The organism is Variovorax sp. J31P207, from assembly GCF_030316965.1.
GTDB classification, from domain to species: Bacteria; Pseudomonadota; Gammaproteobacteria; order Burkholderiales; family Burkholderiaceae_C; genus Variovorax; species Variovorax ginsengisoli_B.
Window position 1 is genome coordinate 556,913 of sequence record NZ_JASZYN010000004.1, and the last position, 15,899, is coordinate 572,811.

Genomic DNA, 15,899 nt, shown 5'->3' on the forward strand with positions numbered 1-15,899 from the left:
CCTTATTTTGCATTGGCCATCAGATTCTCGGTTGCCCAGAATGAGCGGCAGCTAGACATTCAAGGAGACGCAATGAAGTTGCCATTCAGGTGGGGGATGGCCGGCATCCTGCTGGCCGCTGTGGGCTGGCAGGCGGCGGCCCAGGCCCAGGACTATCCGCGCAAGCCGGTGACGATGGTCGTGCCCTATGCGGCCGGCGGCGGCACCGATGTGGTGGCACGCTCGCTGGCCGAACAGATGACCCGGCTGCTCGGCCAGCCGGTGATCATCGACAACAAGCCCGGTGCCGGCGGCATCCTCGGCACCGCCGCGGTCGCCAAGGCCGCGCCCGACGGCTACACCGTGCTGGTCGGGCTCACGCAGTCGCTGCTGACCAACCAGTTCCTCTACGAGAAGCTGCCCTACGACCCGCGCAAGGAGCTCGGCTTGGTGACGCAGGTCGCCACCGCCCCGCTGATGCTGGTGGTGCCGGCGGCCTCGAAGATCCAGAGCGTCGCCGACCTGCAGCGCGAGCTGCGGGCCACGGCGGCCGGCGGCAACTGCGGCTCCTGGGGCGCGGGCTCCTACCCGCACCTGGCGTGCGCGCACATGGCGCAGTCGTGGAAGACGGCCATCACGCACGTGGCCTACAAGGGCGAGGCGCCGATGCTGCAGGACCTGGTCGGTGGGCAGCTCGGCTTCACCTTCGCGAGCATCGTCTCGGCCAAGCCCTACCTCGACGGCGGCAAGTTGCGGGCCATCGCGATCACCGGCGAGCAGCGCATGCCGCAGTTCCCCGCCCTGCCGACCTTCGCCGAGTCGGGCTTCGCCGACGCCGAGTACCGCATGTCGGGCTGGCTCGCCCTGGCGGTGCCGCACGGCACGCCGAAGCCGGTGATCGCACGGCTGCAGCAGGCCGCGCAGCAGGCGATGGGCTCGCCCGAACTGGTCAAGCGCTTCGAGATGCTGGGCATGGTGCCGATGGGCACCACGCCCGAACAGTTCCACCAGAGCTACGACGCCGCCTGGCCGGTCTGGGAGAAGCTCGTGAAAGTCTCCGGTGCAAAACTTGATTGAGACCATGATGCAGAACCCCGACCCCACCACCCGCGGCTTCATCGCCAGCTGGCCCGACGCCGAGATTCGCGACGCCGCCGGGCGCATCGTCTGGACCCTGGCCGGCTACGAGTTCCTCGAGGCCGAAGAGCCTGCGTCCACGGTCCACCCCGGCCTCTGGCAGCAGGCCCGCCGCAACATGGCGCACGGCCTGTTCGAGGTGTGCGAGCGCATCTACCAGGTGCGCGGCTTCGACCTCGCCAACATGACGATCATCGAAGGCGAGCGCGGCGTCATCGTGATCGACCCGCTGACCTGCGCCGAGACGGCGGCGGCGGCGCTCGCGCTGTACCGCGAGCAGCGCGGCGACAGGCCGGTCACGGCGGTGATCTACAGCCACAGCCACGTCGACCACTTCGGCGGCGTGCGCGGCGTCATCGACGAAGAGGACGCGATCCGCCGCGGTGTGCCAATCATCGCGCCGGCCGGCTTCCTCTGGCACACGGTGGCCGAGAACATGATCGCCGGCAACGCGATGTCGCGGCGCTCGCAGTTCCAGTTCGGCAGCACGCTGCAGCGCGGCGCCTGCGGCCAGGTCGATTGCGGCCTCGGCAAGAGCCTGCCGAACGGCACCGTGACGCTGATCCCGCCGACCCGCACGATCGAGAAAGAGCGCGAGCGCCACATGGTCGACGGCATCGAGATCGTCTTTGCCTTGGCGCCCGAGAGCGAGGCGCCCTCGGAGATGTTCTTCTTCTTTCCGCAGCTGCGGGCGCTCAACCTCGCCGAGCTGGGCCAGCACACGATGCACAACCTGTGTCCGCTGCGCGGCGCCCAGGTGCGCGACGCCCGCCTGTGGTCGCGCTACCTCGACGAGGCGCTGCACGAGTTCGCGCCCCATGCCGACGTCGTTTTCGCGCAGCACAACTGGCCGACCTGGGGCCAGGAGACGCTGACCCGCTTCATCGCCCAACAGCGCGACCTGTACAAGTACGTGCACGACCAGACCGTGCGGCTCATGAACCAGGGCCATACCGCGGTCGAGATCGCCGAGTTGCTGCGGCTGCCGCCCGAACTGATCGACGTCGCCCATGCGCAGGGCTACTACGGCACGCTGGTCCACAACGTGAAGGCCGTGGTGCAGCACTACCTGGGCTGGTACGACGGCAACCCGTCGCGGCTGCACGCGCTGCCGCCGGTCGAAGCCGGCGCGCGCTACGTGGCCTACATGGGCGGCGCCGACGCGCTGCTCGAACGCGCCCAGGCCGACTTCCAGCGCGGTGAACATCGCTGGGTCGCCGAGGTCGCGAGCCACCTGGTGTTCGCCGACCCCGGCAACCAGGCCGCGCGCACCCTGTGCGCCGCAGCGCTCGAGGCGCTCGGCTTCGCGAGCGAATCGGCCACCTGGCGCAATGCCTACCTGCTGGCCGCCCGCGAGCTTCGGGTGGGCGTGCCGGCGGCCAGGCGCCGCAGCATGAGCTACGACCTGCTCAAGGCGGTGCCGATGGAGATGTTCCTGGATTGCCTGGCGATCCGACTGGTCGCGGAGCGAGCCAGCGGCCACCGGATGAGCCTGGCCTGGCATCTCGTCGACGCGCCGGAGCACTGGGCCCTGACGCTGGCCAACGCCGCCCTCACTTACCGGCCCTGCGACGCCCATGCCGCGGGCGCCGCCGATGCGTCGATCGCGGTCAGCCGCGACGGCCTGGCGAAGCTGCTGGCCAATGAAGCCGGCATCGCCGCCGCGATCGCCAGTGGCATCGAGGCCGGGCGGATCGCGGTCGACGGCGACGCCGGCAAGGTCCACGCCCTGCTCGGCATGCTCGACGAGTTCGAACCGATGTTCAACGTCGTCGAGCCCTGATGCAGCAGGCCGCCGGCGCCTACTTCGCGAGTTCGCTCAGGTTGACCGGCTTGATCTTGCCGCCCTCCACCGTGGCGACCAGCGGATCGACGATGGTGCCGCCGACCGCGTCGACGCCCTTGAATTCGCCGGCGTTGGTTTCCTTCGGCAGCTTGGTCAGCGCCTCGCCGATCTTGGCCCGGATCGCGGCCGCGTCGGTGGTGGTGCCGGCGAGCTTCATCGCGCTGGCCAGTGCGTGCGTCAGCGTGTAGTTGTAGGAAGACTCGGTGGTGGGGTCCTTGTCGGCGCCGTAGGCCTTGCGGTAGGCGGCGGCGAAGGTCTTGGGCCCGACTCTTTCGTCGTACGACACCGGCAGCACGCCGATCGAGCCTTCCAGCGGCGCCAGGCCGCCCGTGACCTTGGCCATCTCGTCGAGCTTGGCCTGGTCCATGATCAGGAAGCCACCCTTGAAGCCGAGCTCGCGTGCCTGCTTGACCACCAGCGCGGTCGGCTCCGACGGGCCGCCGACGAACAGCACGTCGGGCTTCTCGGCCAGCACCCGGCTCACGCCGCTGTAGAAGTCGGCCGAGCGGTTGTAGGACATCGGGTTGTTCGAGGCGATCGTGCCGCCCGCCTTCTCCCAGGCCGGGCCGAAGAGCTGGGTCCAGTTCTTCGCGTACTCGTGGTCGCCCGGCAGCATGCCGACCTTCTTGCCGAACTTCTTCATCTCGTAGCTGGTGAAGGGCTCGATGTAGGAGTTGAAGGTCGGCGGGATGCGGATCGTGAGCTTGTTGCCGGTCTCGGTGATCTTCGGCGTGCTCGAGTACGCCATCACGATGAACTTCTCCTGCTCGTTGAAGGCCTGCATCGCGTAGATGCCGCCCGAGTGCGGCACGAACACCGCCGGGCTCTGGTACTGCTGCACCAGGCGGCGTGCATTGATCGCCGCCTCGGCCGGCGCGTACTTGTCGTCGAGCGCCACCAGTTCGAGCTTGACCTTCTTGCCGGCGACCTCGAGGCCCGCGGCATTGATCTCCTTGATGGCCATCTCCATGCCGTTGACCACGTTCTTGCCGTAGAGCGCGGCACCGCCGCTCAAGGGGCCGGTGAAGCCGATCTTGACCGTTTCCTGTGCGAAGGCGCTGCCGGCGCCGAAGGCCGCGGCAAGGGCGGCGACGAGAGGCAAGGCTTTTGTTGTGATGCTCATACGGGTGTCTCCGGGTGGTTGAACGATGCAGGAAAGGAATGAGGTCTCAGGCGCCGATGTATGCCGCACGCACCGCCTCGTTGTGCAGCAGCGAATCGCGGTCGCCCTCGAGCGCGATGCGCCCGCGCTCGATGACATAGGCGCGGTCGGCGATCGCCAGGGCCGAGTAGGCGTTCTGCTCGGCCAGCAGCACCGTGGTGCCGGCCTGGTTGATGCGCTGGATGACCTCGAACACCTGCTTGACGATCAGCGGCGCGAGGCCGAGCGAGGGCTCGTCGAGCAGCAGCAGCTTGGGCCGGCCGAGCAAGGCGCGGCCGATCGCCACCATCTGCTGCTGGCCGCCCGACAACGAACCCGCCGGATGGTCCTGCTTCTGCGCCAGCACCGGAAACAGCGCGAACACCTCGTCGAGCGAGCGCTGGATGCCGGCCGCATCGCGCCGGTGCACGTAGGCGCCGAGCGTGAGATTCTTCTTGACCGACATCATCGGAAACAGCTTGCGTCCCTCGGGGCAGTGCACCAGGCCCGAGGCGACGATCTGGGCCGGCCGCTGGCCCACCAGCTCGCGCTCGCCGAAGCGGATGCTGCCGGCGCTCGGCTTGTGGATGCCGCTGGCGGCCATGAAGATCGAGGTCTTGCCGGCGCCGTTGGCGCCGAGCAGCACCACCAGTTCCCCCGGCGCCGCATGCAGCGTCACGCCCGAGAGCGCGCGGAAGCTGCCGTAGTGCAGGTCGACGCCATCAAACCGCAACATGGTCGGCTCCCAGGTAGGCTTCGATCACCTGCGGGTCGCGGCGGATCTGCTCCGGCGTGCCCTCGGCGATCTTGGCGCCGTTGTTCAGGACGACGATCTTGTCGGCCAGTCGCATGATCATGTCCATCTTGTGCTCGATCAGGCAGACGGTCTTGCCATGGTCCACCAGCTTGCGGATCAGGGCCGCGAGGCCCACGGTCTCTTCGGGATTCACGCCGCCGGCCGGCTCGTCGAGCAGCAGCAGCTCGGGGTCGGTCGCCAGCGCCAGCGCGAAGGCGACGCGCTTGCGCTCCTCCTGCGTGATGTCGGCGGCAATGCGGTGGGCCACATGCGACAGGCCGACGAAGTCGAGCGCCTCGCGCGCCTTCTCGCGGCACAGCCGCTCTTCTTCCTGCAGCCGGCGGGTGTTGGCGAGCACGTCCCACAGGCCCGACCTGGTGCGCAGGCGGTGGCCGACGATCAGGTTGTCGAGCACGGTGGCGTTGTCGAACAGGTGCGTGGTCTGGAAGGTGCGCGCGATGCCGAGCTTGGCCACGTGGTCGGGCCTGAGGCCGGTGACATCCTGCCCGTTGAAGCGGATGCGCCCCGAACTCGGCTTGTGGGTGCCGGCCACGAGGTTGAAGAAGGTGGTCTTGCCGGCGCCGTTGGGCCCGATGATCGCGCTCACCTGCCCGCGCTCGAAGCGGGTCGAGATGTCGTCGACCGCGGTGAGGCCGAAGAACTGCTTGGTCAGCGATTCGATTTCAAGCATTGGTTTGCGCCTCCTGCGCCGCGGCGCCCGGGGTGGCCGCCTTCGCGGCCTGCGCCGCATCCGCGCGCTGGGCCCGCCGCTTGAGCCAGGTGCCGACGATGCCGTCCGGCAGGAAGATGATCAACGCGATCAGCACCGGGCCGAACACCACCATGCGGTAGTCCTGCAGGAACTGCAGACTCTGCGTCAGCCAGGTCACGAGGAAGGTGCCGAGCAGCGGCCCCAGCAAGGTGCCGATGCCGCCGACCAGCACGAACATCACGAGGTCGAAGGTCACGGCCTCGCTCGCCAGGTCGGGGCCGAGAAAGCGCACCTGTCCCGCATAGAGCGCGCCCGCGAAGCCGGCGTAGACCACCGACAGCACGAAGGACAGCGTCTTGGTGCGCATCAGGTCGATGCCGAGTGCCTCGGCCAGGTCGTCGCTGTTTCGCACCGCCATGAAGCTGCGGCCCAGCAGCGAGCGCACGATGCGCGCCATGATCCACAGGCCGAGCACCAGGAAGGCCAGCACCAGGTAGTACTGCGACAGCGGCGTGCCGAACTGCAGCGGGCCTATGCCGGTCGGCGCCGGGATGCCCATGATGCCGACCGGCCCGTGGGTCAGGCTTTCCCACTTCTCGATCAGCAGGAACATGATGTAGCTCACGCACAGCGTGAAGATCGAGAAGTAGTGGCCGCGCAGGCGCAGCGACAGCAGGCCGATGAAGTAGCCCAGCACCGCGGTCACCCCGCCGGCCGCCAGGAAGGCGATCCAGAACGGCACCTGGTGGTCGACCGTGAGGATGCCGACCGTGTAGGCCCCGACCGCCATGAAGGCGCCGTGCGCGAGATTGAACTGCCCGGCGTAGCCGGTGATCAGGTTCATGCCGAGTGCGGCGATGGCCATGATGAAGGCCTGCGTCGCCACCGAGATCAGGTAGTTGTTCTGCGCGAACAGCGGGAACACCAGCGCCGCCGCGGCCAGCAGCGCCCAGCCGGACTTGGCTTGCAGCCAGTTCATCAGCGCGCTCCCTTGGCGGTGAACAGGCCCTGCGGGCGGAACGACAGGATCACCACCAGCAGCACGAAGGCGATGATGTCCTTGTAGTCGGTCGAGAAATAGAAGCCGCCGAAGCTCTCGGCCATGCCGATGATCAGCCCGCCCACGATCGCCCCCGGGAAGCTGCCCATGCCGCCCAGGATGATGATCACGAAGGCCTTGGTGATGACCAGGTTGCCCATCGCCGGGTACACCAGGTTGATGGGCGCATAGAGCACTGCCGCGACCGCGGCCAGCGCGCCCGAGATCGCGAACACCAGCAGGGTCACGCGCGTGGCGTCGATGCCCACCAGGGCGGCGCCGTCGCGGTTCTGGGCCATCGCGATGATGGTCGAGCCGATCACCGTGTGGTTCAGGAACAGGTGCAGCAGCACCATCAGGCCGAAGGCGCCGGCGATGATCAGGAGCCGCTGCAGCGGCGCCGTCAGCCCGAAGACCTCGACCACCTGGCCGTAGGGCGTCGGCATGCGATGGAAGTCGGCGCCGAACAGCGCCTGGGCGCCGGCCTCGAGGAACAGCAGCACGCCGATGGCGGCGATCATGTCGTGCAGTTCGGGCGCGTTGCGCAGCGGGTGGAACACCAGCCGCTGCGTCAGCATCGAGATCGCCGCCACGATCGCGGCAGCGCCGGCCATCGCGAGCCAGTAGTTGAGGCCCAGCTTGGCCATCAGGTAGTAGCCCGCGAAGGCGCCCGCCATGTAGAACGCGCCATGGGCGAAGTTCGGCACGTGCAGGATGCCGTAGACCAGTGTCAGGCCCAGCGCCACCAGGCTGTAGACACCCCCGACGGTCAGGCCGTTCAGGAGTTGCTGAAAGAACATTTCCACATGATTCCTCGGTGTGACCCAGGCAATGCAGCCGCGGCTGCATCGAACGCGCCGGGCCATTGTGGAAGCAGGCGCGGCGGCGCCGACTAAGGTTTGTCCGGAGGCGGCGTCGCCTTGGAGACTCGCGCTCCTACCGGGCGGTAGGGTGCAGAATGCGGCTCCTGGAGGTCCCCCATGACACGCACCGTTGCCCAGAAATGCGCCGACTTCCGCGCGCTCCACGCCGCGGGCTCCTTCGTGCTCCCGAACCCCTGGGACATCGGCAGCGCGCGCTACCTCGAAGGCCTCGGCTTCAAGGCCCTGGCCACCACCAGCTCGGGCTGCGCCTGGTCGCTCGGGCGGCCCGACGGCGCGCTGTCGCGCGAGACCGTGCTGGCCCACTTGCGCGCCATCGTGGCGGCCACCGACCTGCCCGTGAATGCCGACTTCGAGAGCGGCTTCGCCTCCGATCCCACAGGCGTCGCGCAGAGCGTCCGGCTGGCGATCGACACCGGCGTGGCCGGTCTTTCGATCGAGGATTCGACCGGCGATCCCGCGCATCCGCTGTTTGACATCGACGTTGCGGTGGCGCGCCTGCGCGCCGCCCGCGCCGCCATCGACGAAGCCGGCGGCGACGTGCTGCTGGTCGGGCGGGCCGAGAACTTCTTCGCCGGCCGGCCCGATCTGGACGACGCCATCGCACGCCTGAAGGCCTATTCGGAGGCCGGCGCCGACTGCCTCTACGCGCCGGGCATCCGCACCCGCGAGCAGATCGCGGCCGTGGTCGCCGCGGTGGCGCCGAAGCCGGTCAACCTGCTGGTCGGTTCGAGCAGCGAGCTGACGATGAAGGACATCGAGGCGCTGGGCGTGCGGCGGGTCAGCGTCGGCGGCGCGCTCGCGCGCGCGGCGTGGGGCGGGTTCATCCGCGCCGCACGCGGCCTCGCCGACGAGGGGCGCTTCGACGGCTTCGCGGAGGCTGCATCGGGGAACGAGTTGAACGCGTTCTTCAAGGGTCGCGACGCCTGAGATCGATACGGCGGCGCAGCCCTTCAGCATTCAGATGCGCTGCCGATATGGTTCTCATGAACACCTATCCCACCTCCAGCCAGGCGACCGGTGTCGCCCGCACCCTCAGCAAGCGCATTCCCTGCACGATCGTGGTCTACCAGACCTCGGAGCGGGAATTCGTGACGGCCCGCTCGAACGACCGCGTCAGCGGACTGATCCAGGGCGTGTACCGCGACGGCTACCTGTTGCCGCCGGCGCATCGGGTCGAGCTGCCGGGACGCTGAGGGTCAGGGCGCTGTCACCCAGTTCTCGACCGACAGCCCCTCCACACGGCGGAACTCAGGCTCGTCAATTGCCCCGCTCGAATCATGCCGTGATCTCGATCCGGTTGCCATCCGGATCCAGCACCACGCTCTCGTAGTAGCCGTCGCCGGTCCGCCTCGGCCCGTCGAGCACCGGGTAGCCGTCGGCCTTCAGGCGCTGCGTCAGTTCGTCGACCGCGCTCTCGGAGCCCAGCGACACGGCGAAATGCGTCAGGCCCATGCGCTGGGCGCCCGGCTCGATAACCACCGGCTTCAGCGTGGCGGTCGTCATCGCCTCGATGCGCGCACCGTCACTGAAACTCAGGAAGCAGGACGCGAAGCCCTTCGCGGGATTGACGTAGCCGCTGCCCGCGACGGCACCGAAGTAGTCGACGTAGAAGCGCTTGAAGCGCTCGAGGTCCTGGGTCCAGAGGGCGATGTGTTCGATGCGCATGACGGCGTCCTGTGGGGCAGTGATCGCAGCGAACGATGAGGAGCTCGCTGCGTTGAATCAGGATTTCACCACGCCCGCCAGGTCGGCGACCTACTCCAGCCGCGGCTCCGCCCGCTCCTCGCCCACCGGCGAGGCCGCCTCCGCGATCGCCAGCAGTGCTGTGGCGGTGCGTTCGGCCGCCCCGCGATTGGCGTTGGCGAAGGCCAGCGCGGCCTGCGACATCGCCTCGCGGCGCTCGGGGTTCTCGGTCAGCTTGAGCGCCGCCGTCACGGCGTGCTCCATGTCGGGCACCCGCTGCGAGGCACCGGCCGCCAGCGACAGCTCAGCCGCTTCCGCGAAGTTGAAGGTCGACGGACCCATGATCACGGGGCAGCCGCAGGCCGCGGCCTCGATCAGGTTCTGGCCGCCCAGCGCCTCGAAGCTTCCGCCCAGCAGCGCGACGTCGGCCAGCCCGTAGTAGAGCGCCATCTCGCCAAGCGAATCGCCGAGCCAGATCTCGGACTCGGCCGGGGCGCCGGCGGCGCTGCGCCGCGCCACCGCGAAGCCATGCGACTCGACCAGCGCCGCGACTTCGTCGAAGCGCTGCGGATGCCGCGGCACGATCATCCACTGCACGTCGTGCACGCGGCGGGCGATCGATCGAACGGCTTCCTGCTCGGGCGGCACCGGCGCCAGCGCGCCAAAGCGCTTGAGCACCTCGAGCAGCTGCCGCTCCTCGCCATCGCGCGAGCTTGCGAAGACCACGATCGGCTTGGGCAGCTGCCCGCGAAGCTTGGCCGCCGCGCTGAGCTGCCGCATGTCCGGCGTGGCGTCGAACTTGAGGTTGCCGTAGACGCCCGCGACCTTGGCGCCCAGCGACACCAGCCGATGCGAATCGGCCTCGGTCTGGGCCCACACGGCGGCCAGCGCCGAGTAAGCGGGCCGCGCCAGCCAGGCGAGCCGCTCGGCCCCGGCCAGCGACTTCTCGTTGAGGCGCGCATTGGCCAGCACCAGCGGAATGCCGCGCTCGGTGCAGGCGGCCGTCATCTCAGGCCAGACTTCGGTTTCCATCAGCACGCCGATGCGCGGCCGGAAGCGATCGAGAAAGCGAGCCACCGCGCCCGGCGAATCCCAGGGCTGCCAGACCTGCAGGTCACCGGGCTGCAGCAGCTTGGCGCCCTCCTCGCGACCAGTGGCGGTGCCGTTGGTGAGCAGGATCGGGATGCCCGGGTACTGCCGGCGCAATTCCTCGATCAGGATGCCGGCCGCCCGCGCCTCGCCCAGCGACACCGCGTGGATCCAGCACCAGCCGGTGCCGACGGCCTCGGCGCCGTAGTGGCCGAAGCGCTCCTCGACGGCCTGCGCGTAGCCGGGCTCGGCCGCGGCGCGGCGCCGCAGCTTGCGCCGCACCAGCGGCTGGGCCAGGGTGGTGAAGGCGCCGTAGAGGCGCAGCAGCAGCGAACGCACGCTCGGGCCGGCCTCAGTGCGCGGCCTCGGCCAGCTTCGCGTCGGGCTTGACACTGCGCAGCAGCGCCAGCATCTCGCCCTCGATGCGATGCAGCGCGGCCTCGGTCTGGCCCTCGAAACGCAGGACCAGCACCGGCGTCGTGTTCGATGCCCGGACCAAGCCGAAGCCGTCGGGCCAGTCGACCCGCACGCCGTCGATGGTCGAGACCTGCGCCGGCGGCGCGAACTTCGCGCTCTCGACCAGCTTGGCGACCACGGCATGCGGCTCGCCCTCGGCGCAGGCAACGTTGAGCTCGGGCGTCGAGAAGCTGGTCGGCAGCGCGTTGAGCACGTCGCTCGCGTTCGGGCTCTTGCTGAGGATCTCCAGCAGCCGGCAGCCGGCATAGGTGCCGTCGTCGAAGCCGAACCAGCGCTCCTTGAAGAAGATGTGGCCGCTCATCTCGCCGCCCAGCGGCGAATCGATCTCCTTCATCTTGGCCTTGATCAGCGAGTGGCCGGTCTTGTAGATCAGCGGCTGGCCGCCCGCGGCGGCGATCGCCGGGCCCAGGCGCTGCGAGCACTTGACGTCGTAGACGATGGTGCCGCCCGGCACCCGCGACAGCACGTCCTGCGCGAACAGCATCATCTGGCGGTCGGGGTAGATGTTGCTGCCGTCCTTGGTGACGATGCCCAGGCGGTCGCCGTCGCCGTCGAAGGCCAGGCCGAGTTCGGCGTCACCGGCCTTCAGCGCGGCGATCAGGTCTCTGAGGTTCTCGGGCTTGCTCGGGTCGGGATGATGATTGGGGAAATTGCCGTCGACTTCGCTGAACAACTCGGTGACCTCGCAGCCGATGGCGCGCAGGATCGCCGGTGCCGACGCGCCGGCGATGCCGTTGCCCGAATCGACCACGATCTTCAGCGGCCGCGCGAGCTTGATGTCGCCCACGATGCGCCGGGTGTAGGCCTCGGTGACGTCGACCTTGCGCACGCTGCCGCCATCGGCCAGTGCCGCGCTGCCCGCCTCCATGACCTGGCGCAGGCCCTGGATCTCGTCGCCGTAGATGGCACGGCCGGCCAGCACCATCTTGAAGCCGTTGTAGTCCTTCGGGTTGTGGCTGCCGGTCACCTGGATGCCGCTGCGGCACAGCGTATGGGCCGCGAAATAAAGCATCGGCGTGGTCACCGCTCCGACATCGATGACTTCGATGCCCGTGGCGACAAGGCCTCGGATCAGTGCCTGGGCCAGCGCAGGGCCCGACAGGCGTCCGTCCCGGCCCACCGCCACCGTCGTCTCGCCGGCCGCGCGCGCCGCACTGCCGAAGGCCCTGCCGAGGGCCTCGGCGACCTCCGCGTCGAGCGTGGCTGGCACGACGCCGCGGATGTCATAGGCCTTGAAGATCGACGCACTGAGCTGCATGAAGGATATCCCCTGAAAGTTCCTAAAACGTCGAACATTGTAGGCATGGCCCCAGCGAGCCAGATGTCCGGAAACGGCTACTCTTGCGCAAGCGCAGGCCTATCATCACCGCATGCCAGCCGCCCCCGCCTCTTCCGCCGGACTCGAAAGCGATGCCTGCTACCTGGCCATGAAGGCCCACGATGCACGCTTCGACGGTTCTTTCTTCACCGGCGTGACCTCGACCGGCGTCTATTGCCGGCCGGTCTGCCGGGTCAAGCTGCCGCGGCGCGAGAACTGCTGCTTCTTCAGGCATGCCGCGCAGGCCGAGGCGGCCGGCTTCAGGCCCTGCCTGCGCTGCCGTCCCGAGCTGGCGCCGCGCGCCGCGAGCTGGTCGACCGAGGACGCCTCGCGCATCCTGGCGCTGCAGGCCGCGCGCCTGATCGACGAGCCCGACGCCTGGAGCGACGACGGACCGGGCGCCGCACGCATCGCGGCCCGGCTCGGCGTCAGCGATCGCCACCTGCGTCGCATCTTCGAGACGCAGTTCGGCGTCTCGCCGCTGCAATACCTGCAGACCCGCCGCCTGCTGGCCGCCAAGCAGCTGATCGCCGACACCCGCCTGCCGATGACGCAGGTGGCGATGTCCAGCGGCTTTGCCAGCGTGCGCCGCTTCAACGCCGCCTTCGTCGCCCACTACGGCCTGAACCCGAGCGCCCTGCGCCGCGCCGGCGCCGCCAGCGGCGGGCGCGAAGGCGATTCGGTCAGCGTGCGGCTCGGCTACCGGCCGCCCTGCGACAGCGAGGCGATGCTCGGCTTTTTCGGCCGCCGGGCGTTGCGCGGCGTCGAGCAGATGACCGAGCGCGCCGGCCAGCCGCAGTTCGCGCGGACCCTGCGCGTCGCCCAGGGCGGCCGCAGCCACGCGGGCTGGCTGCAGCTGCGCTCCGACCCCGCGCGCGAGCAGGTCCTGCTGCAGGTCGGCGAGTCGCTCGCCGCGGTGCTGCCGACGGTCATCAGCCGGGTCCGCGCGCTGTTCGACCTCGATGCCGAGCCGATGGTGATCAACAGCGTGCTGCACGCCAGCTTTCCCGACGGCGACGGACTCCGCGTCCCCGGCACGGTCGATGGCTTCGAACTCGCGGTGCGCGCGGTGCTGGGCCAGCAAATCACGGTGGCCGCCGCGCGCACGCTGGGCTCGCGCCTGGTCGAGGCCTTCGGCGAGCCGATCGCGACGCCGATCGACGGCCTCGATCGCCTGTTTCCCACGGCGGCGGCCATCGCCGGCGCCAGCGGCGACGCACTCGGCCGGCTCGGCATCGTGCGCCAGCGGCAGGCCGCGCTGCTCGCTCTGGCGCAGGAGATGCTCGCCGGCCGGCTCACGCTCCACGCCGGCGCCGACGTGCCGACCACGCTGGCGGCGCTGCAGGCGCTGCCGGGCATCGGCGACTGGACCGCGCAATACATCGCGATGCGGGCGCTGCGCTGGCCCGATGCCTTCCCGGCCGGCGACGTGGCGCTGCAGAAAGCCCTCGGCGTCGGTTCGGCGCGCGCCGCGGCCGACGCCTCGCAGGCCTGGCGGCCGTGGCGCGGCTATGCCGTGCTGCGCGCCTGGCACCGCCCCACGCCCGCCCCGGCGGCCCCTCCGCCCGCAGAAGAACCCAGAACCCGCACCGGCGCCATCGCCTGACTGCCATGAAGTTCAAGACCTCGACCCTCTACACCACCCACATCGACAGCCCGCTCGGCGGCATCACGCTGGCGGCCACCGACCAGGGCCTGGCCGGCGCCTGGTTCGACCACCAGCGCCACTGGCCCGACACCCGCGGCTGGCGGACCGACGATGCCCACCCGGTGCTGCGCCAGGCCGCGGCCCAGCTCGACGACTATTTCGCCGGCCGCCGCGACAGTTTCGAGCTCCCGCTGGACCTGTCGCACGGCACCGCCTTCCAGCAGTCGGTGTGGCAGGCGCTGCGCGCGATCCCGCCCGGCCAGACCACCAGCTACGGCGCGCTGAGCGCCGGCGTCGGCAAGCCGGCCGCGGTGCGCGCGGTCGGCGCGGCAGTCGGGCGCAACCCGATCAGCGTCATCGTGCCCTGTCACCGGGTGCTCGGTGCCGACGGTTCGCTCACCGGCTATGCTGGCGGGCTCGAGCGCAAGACGGCGCTGCTGGAACTGGAAGGGGCTCTGTGAGCGAAGGTGAATGCACGGCAGGCGGAACGACCGCGGCGACTCCCACGATCACCCAGACCGCCAGCTCCCCGACCGCCAGCCGCGCCTGGCTGGTCGACCTGCTGCTGCTCGGCGCGCTGTGGGGCGCATCGTTCCTGTTCATGCGCATCGGCGCGGCCGAGTTCGGCGCGCTGCCGACCGCCGCGGTGCGGGTCGGGATCGCGATGCTGTGCCTGCTGCCGCTGATGTTCCTGCGCGGCCAGTGGCCGGCCTTCAAGCAGCACTGGAAACCCGCGCTCGGCATCGGCGTCCTCAATTCCGGCCTGCCCTTCGCCTTCTTCGCCTTCGGGCTGCTGACCCTCAACAGCGGGCTGGCGGCGGTCATCAACGCCACGGTGCCGATGTTCGGTGCGCTGGTGGCCTGGGGCTGGTTCAAGGACCGGCCCGACGGCTCGCGCATCCTCGGCCTGGTGATCGGCTTCGCCGGGGTGGCGATGCTGGCCGGCCGCACCGCCGGCTTCCATTCCGGCGCCGACGAGGGCGCCGCGCGCTGGGCCATCGCGGCCTGCCTCGCGGCCTGCATCTGCTATGCCTTCTCGGCCAACCTGACGCGCAAGTACCTGACCGGCGTGCCGGTGATGGCGACCGCCGCCGGCAGCCAGGTCGGCGCCACCCTGGCGCTGGCCCTGCCCGCCGCCTGGCTGTGGCCGGCGCAGATGCCGAGCTTCAAGGCCTGGCTGGCGCTGGTGGCGGTCGGCACGGCCTGCACCGGCCTGGCCTACGTCCTGTTCTTCCGCCTGATCGAGCGGGCCGGCCCGGCACGCGCCCTGACCGTGACCTTCCTGGTGCCGGTGTTCGCGCTGTTCTACGGCGCGGTGTTCCTGGGCGAGCGGATCACCCAGTGGATGCTCATCTGCGCGCTGGTGATCGTCTGCGGCGTCGCGCTATCGACTGGACTGGTCAAGCTGGGCCGTCGCCGCGTGGCTGCCGGCTGAGGCGGCGTCGCCCGCGCCGGTCTGCATCGACGAGGCCACGACGTTGATGGACAGCGCCAGCACCAGCATGTTGAAGCCGAACGACAGCACGCCGTGCACCAGCGTGATGCGGCGCATCTCGCGCGAGGTCACCTGCACGTCGGACACCTGCGAGGTCATGCCGACCACGAAGGAGTGATAGAGGAAGTCGAAGTAGTCGGGGGCCAGCTTGCCCGGGAACTTGAGGCCCGGCCCCTGCGGCTTCGGCGCGAGTTCCGCCTGGTAGTAGCGGTGCGCGTAGTGAAAGGCGTAGATCGTATGGATCATCAGCCACGAGCCGGTCAGCGCCACCAGGCCGAGCGCGATGTGGCCGACGCGCTGGGCGCCGCTCAGCTGCGGCACGCTCTGCAGCAGCATGGCGATCACCACCATGCTGACGCCGATCACGCTCACCATGATGGCCAGGATCAGGGCGCTGGGCTGATCCTGCGCCTGGGCCCGCGCCCGGGTGCGATCGGGGTCGCAGGTCTCGGCCAGCCACCAGGCGGGCAGCAGGTAGGCCGCGGCCCCGACGCACCAGCCCAGCAGCCCGCGCGCGACGCCGTCGATCGGCTTCGGCAGCAGGCCGAGCCCGAAGCCGACCACCACGCCCGCCGCGGCGCCGCACAGCAGCCGCAGCCACCCTGGCATCTGAAGGTATCGCCATCGCATGCGCCGACTGTAGCGGCTCAACTGA

16 protein-coding genes are annotated in these 15,899 nt (G+C 69.8%); 7 read left to right on the plus strand and 9 right to left on the minus strand.

Translation table 11 applies throughout. From position 1 onward, the window contains the following. Positions 1-72: 72 nt before the first annotated feature. The gene (locus tag QTI68_RS17260) at positions 73-1,056 is read left to right on the plus strand and encodes a Bug family tripartite tricarboxylate transporter substrate binding protein (protein ID WP_286523005.1); all 984 of its coding nucleotides are present in this window, start codon (positions 73-75) and stop codon (positions 1,054-1,056) included. Continuing rightward, the gene (locus tag QTI68_RS17265; protein WP_286523006.1) at positions 1,040-2,899 is read left to right on the plus strand and encodes an alkyl/aryl-sulfatase; all 1,860 of its coding nucleotides are present in this window, start codon (positions 1,040-1,042) and stop codon (positions 2,897-2,899) included. The genes QTI68_RS17260 and QTI68_RS17265 overlap by 17 nt, the downstream gene beginning before the upstream one ends. Before the next feature lie 19 nt (positions 2,900-2,918). Here QTI68_RS17265 and QTI68_RS17270 read toward each other — a convergent pair whose 3' ends face one another. From QTI68_RS17270 to QTI68_RS17290, 5 genes are read right to left on the minus strand one after another with little or no spacing between them, the layout of a single operon-like run. Beyond that, positions 2,919-4,085, minus strand: a complete 1,167-nt coding sequence (locus QTI68_RS17270) for an ABC transporter substrate-binding protein (RefSeq protein WP_286523007.1) — start codon at positions 4,083-4,085, stop codon at positions 2,919-2,921. 46 nt (positions 4,086-4,131) lie between these two features. After that, on the minus strand, positions 4,132-4,839 hold the full coding sequence (locus tag QTI68_RS17275; protein WP_286523008.1) for an ABC transporter ATP-binding protein: 708 nt from the start codon (positions 4,837-4,839) through the stop codon (positions 4,132-4,134). Next, positions 4,826-5,590 carry an ABC transporter ATP-binding protein gene (locus QTI68_RS17280; RefSeq protein ID WP_286523009.1) on the minus strand — a complete coding sequence of 255 codons (765 nt, stop codon included), beginning with the start codon at positions 5,588-5,590 and terminating at the stop codon, positions 4,826-4,828. The genes QTI68_RS17275 and QTI68_RS17280 overlap by 14 nt, the downstream gene beginning before the upstream one ends. Continuing rightward, positions 5,583-6,590, minus strand: coding sequence for a branched-chain amino acid ABC transporter permease (locus tag QTI68_RS17285; RefSeq protein WP_286523010.1), 1,008 nt, complete (start codon positions 6,588-6,590; stop codon positions 5,583-5,585). Before QTI68_RS17285 ends, QTI68_RS17280 begins: the two co-directional genes overlap by 8 nt. Beyond that, positions 6,590-7,456, minus strand: coding sequence for a branched-chain amino acid ABC transporter permease (locus QTI68_RS17290; RefSeq protein WP_286523011.1), 867 nt, complete (start codon positions 7,454-7,456; stop codon positions 6,590-6,592). The genes QTI68_RS17285 and QTI68_RS17290 overlap by 1 nt, the downstream gene beginning before the upstream one ends. Before the next feature lie 174 nt (positions 7,457-7,630). Between QTI68_RS17290 and QTI68_RS17295 the strand changes: the two genes are divergently transcribed. Both QTI68_RS17295 and QTI68_RS17300 read left to right on the plus strand, forming a co-directional pair. Then, complete coding sequence (locus QTI68_RS17295) at positions 7,631-8,461, plus strand: isocitrate lyase/PEP mutase family protein (RefSeq protein WP_286523012.1); 831 nt, start codon at positions 7,631-7,633, stop codon at positions 8,459-8,461. 56 nt (positions 8,462-8,517) lie between these two features. Next, positions 8,518-8,727, plus strand: a complete 210-nt coding sequence (locus QTI68_RS17300; protein ID WP_286523014.1) for a hypothetical protein — start codon at positions 8,518-8,520, stop codon at positions 8,725-8,727. Between the two features lie 82 nt (positions 8,728-8,809). Here QTI68_RS17300 and QTI68_RS17305 read toward each other — a convergent pair whose 3' ends face one another. The 3 genes from QTI68_RS17305 to QTI68_RS17315 all read right to left on the minus strand — a co-directional run bounded on the left by QTI68_RS17305 (position 8,810) and on the right by QTI68_RS17315 (position 12,041). Then, positions 8,810-9,199, minus strand: coding sequence for a VOC family protein (locus tag QTI68_RS17305; RefSeq protein ID WP_286523015.1), 390 nt, complete (start codon positions 9,197-9,199; stop codon positions 8,810-8,812). Positions 9,200-9,289: 90 nt separating this feature from the next. Next, complete coding sequence (locus QTI68_RS17310) at positions 9,290-10,645, minus strand: 3-deoxy-D-manno-octulosonic acid transferase (RefSeq protein WP_286523016.1); 1,356 nt, start codon at positions 10,643-10,645, stop codon at positions 9,290-9,292. A 13-nt stretch (positions 10,646-10,658) separates the two neighbouring features. After that, positions 10,659-12,041, minus strand: a complete 1,383-nt coding sequence (locus tag QTI68_RS17315) for a phosphomannomutase/phosphoglucomutase (RefSeq protein WP_286523018.1) — start codon at positions 12,039-12,041, stop codon at positions 10,659-10,661. 112 nt (positions 12,042-12,153) lie between these two features. Between QTI68_RS17315 and QTI68_RS17320 the strand changes: the two genes are divergently transcribed. Genes QTI68_RS17320 through QTI68_RS17330 form a run of 3 tightly spaced genes read left to right on the plus strand, consistent with a single transcriptional unit; the run spans position 12,154 to position 15,184 of the window. Next, positions 12,154-13,707, plus strand: a complete 1,554-nt coding sequence (locus tag QTI68_RS17320) for a DNA-3-methyladenine glycosylase 2 family protein (protein ID WP_286523020.1) — start codon at positions 12,154-12,156, stop codon at positions 13,705-13,707. A gap of 5 nt (positions 13,708-13,712) precedes the next feature. Next, positions 13,713-14,210: a methylated-DNA--[protein]-cysteine S-methyltransferase gene (locus tag QTI68_RS17325; RefSeq protein ID WP_286523022.1), complete on the plus strand. Its 498-nt coding sequence runs from the start codon at positions 13,713-13,715 to the stop codon at positions 14,208-14,210. Positions 14,211-14,257: 47 nt separating this feature from the next. Further along, positions 14,258-15,184 (plus strand): DMT family transporter, encoded by a 927-nt coding sequence (locus tag QTI68_RS17330; protein WP_286523203.1) that lies wholly within the window; start codon positions 14,258-14,260, stop codon positions 15,182-15,184. On the opposite strand, the gene QTI68_RS17335 is transcribed toward QTI68_RS17330, so the two are convergent. Next, positions 15,134-15,853, minus strand: a complete 720-nt coding sequence (locus tag QTI68_RS17335) for a DUF1345 domain-containing protein (protein ID WP_286523024.1) — start codon at positions 15,851-15,853, stop codon at positions 15,134-15,136. The genes QTI68_RS17330 and QTI68_RS17335 overlap by 51 nt on opposite strands. Positions 15,854-15,899: the final 46 nt, after the last annotated feature.

What these genes read in the sequence shown, in the direction of transcription:
- QTI68_RS17305 (WP_286523015.1), bottom strand. Translation starts at nt 9,199, where the DNA reads ATGCGCATCGAACACATCGCCCTCTGGACCCAGGACCTCGAGCGCTTC.
- QTI68_RS17335 (WP_286523024.1), bottom strand. Translation starts at nt 15,853, where the DNA reads ATGCCAGGGTGGCTGCGGCTGCTGTGCGGCGCCGCGGCGGGCGTGGTG.
- QTI68_RS17260 (WP_286523005.1), top strand. Translation starts at nt 73, where the DNA reads ATGAAGTTGCCATTCAGGTGGGGGATGGCCGGCATCCTGCTGGCCGCT.
- QTI68_RS17295 (WP_286523012.1), top strand. Translation starts at nt 7,631, where the DNA reads ATGACACGCACCGTTGCCCAGAAATGCGCCGACTTCCGCGCGCTCCAC.
- QTI68_RS17285 (WP_286523010.1), bottom strand. Translation starts at nt 6,590, where the DNA reads ATGAACTGGCTGCAAGCCAAGTCCGGCTGGGCGCTGCTGGCCGCGGCG.
- QTI68_RS17315 (WP_286523018.1), bottom strand. Translation starts at nt 12,041, where the DNA reads ATGCAGCTCAGTGCGTCGATCTTCAAGGCCTATGACATCCGCGGCGTC.
- QTI68_RS17280 (WP_286523009.1), bottom strand. Translation starts at nt 5,590, where the DNA reads ATGCTTGAAATCGAATCGCTGACCAAGCAGTTCTTCGGCCTCACCGCG.
- QTI68_RS17325 (WP_286523022.1), top strand. Translation starts at nt 13,713, where the DNA reads ATGAAGTTCAAGACCTCGACCCTCTACACCACCCACATCGACAGCCCG.
- QTI68_RS17300 (WP_286523014.1), top strand. Translation starts at nt 8,518, where the DNA reads ATGAACACCTATCCCACCTCCAGCCAGGCGACCGGTGTCGCCCGCACC.
- QTI68_RS17270 (WP_286523007.1), bottom strand. Translation starts at nt 4,085, where the DNA reads ATGAGCATCACAACAAAAGCCTTGCCTCTCGTCGCCGCCCTTGCCGCG.
- QTI68_RS17275 (WP_286523008.1), bottom strand. Translation starts at nt 4,839, where the DNA reads ATGTTGCGGTTTGATGGCGTCGACCTGCACTACGGCAGCTTCCGCGCG.
- QTI68_RS17320 (WP_286523020.1), top strand. Translation starts at nt 12,154, where the DNA reads ATGCCAGCCGCCCCCGCCTCTTCCGCCGGACTCGAAAGCGATGCCTGC.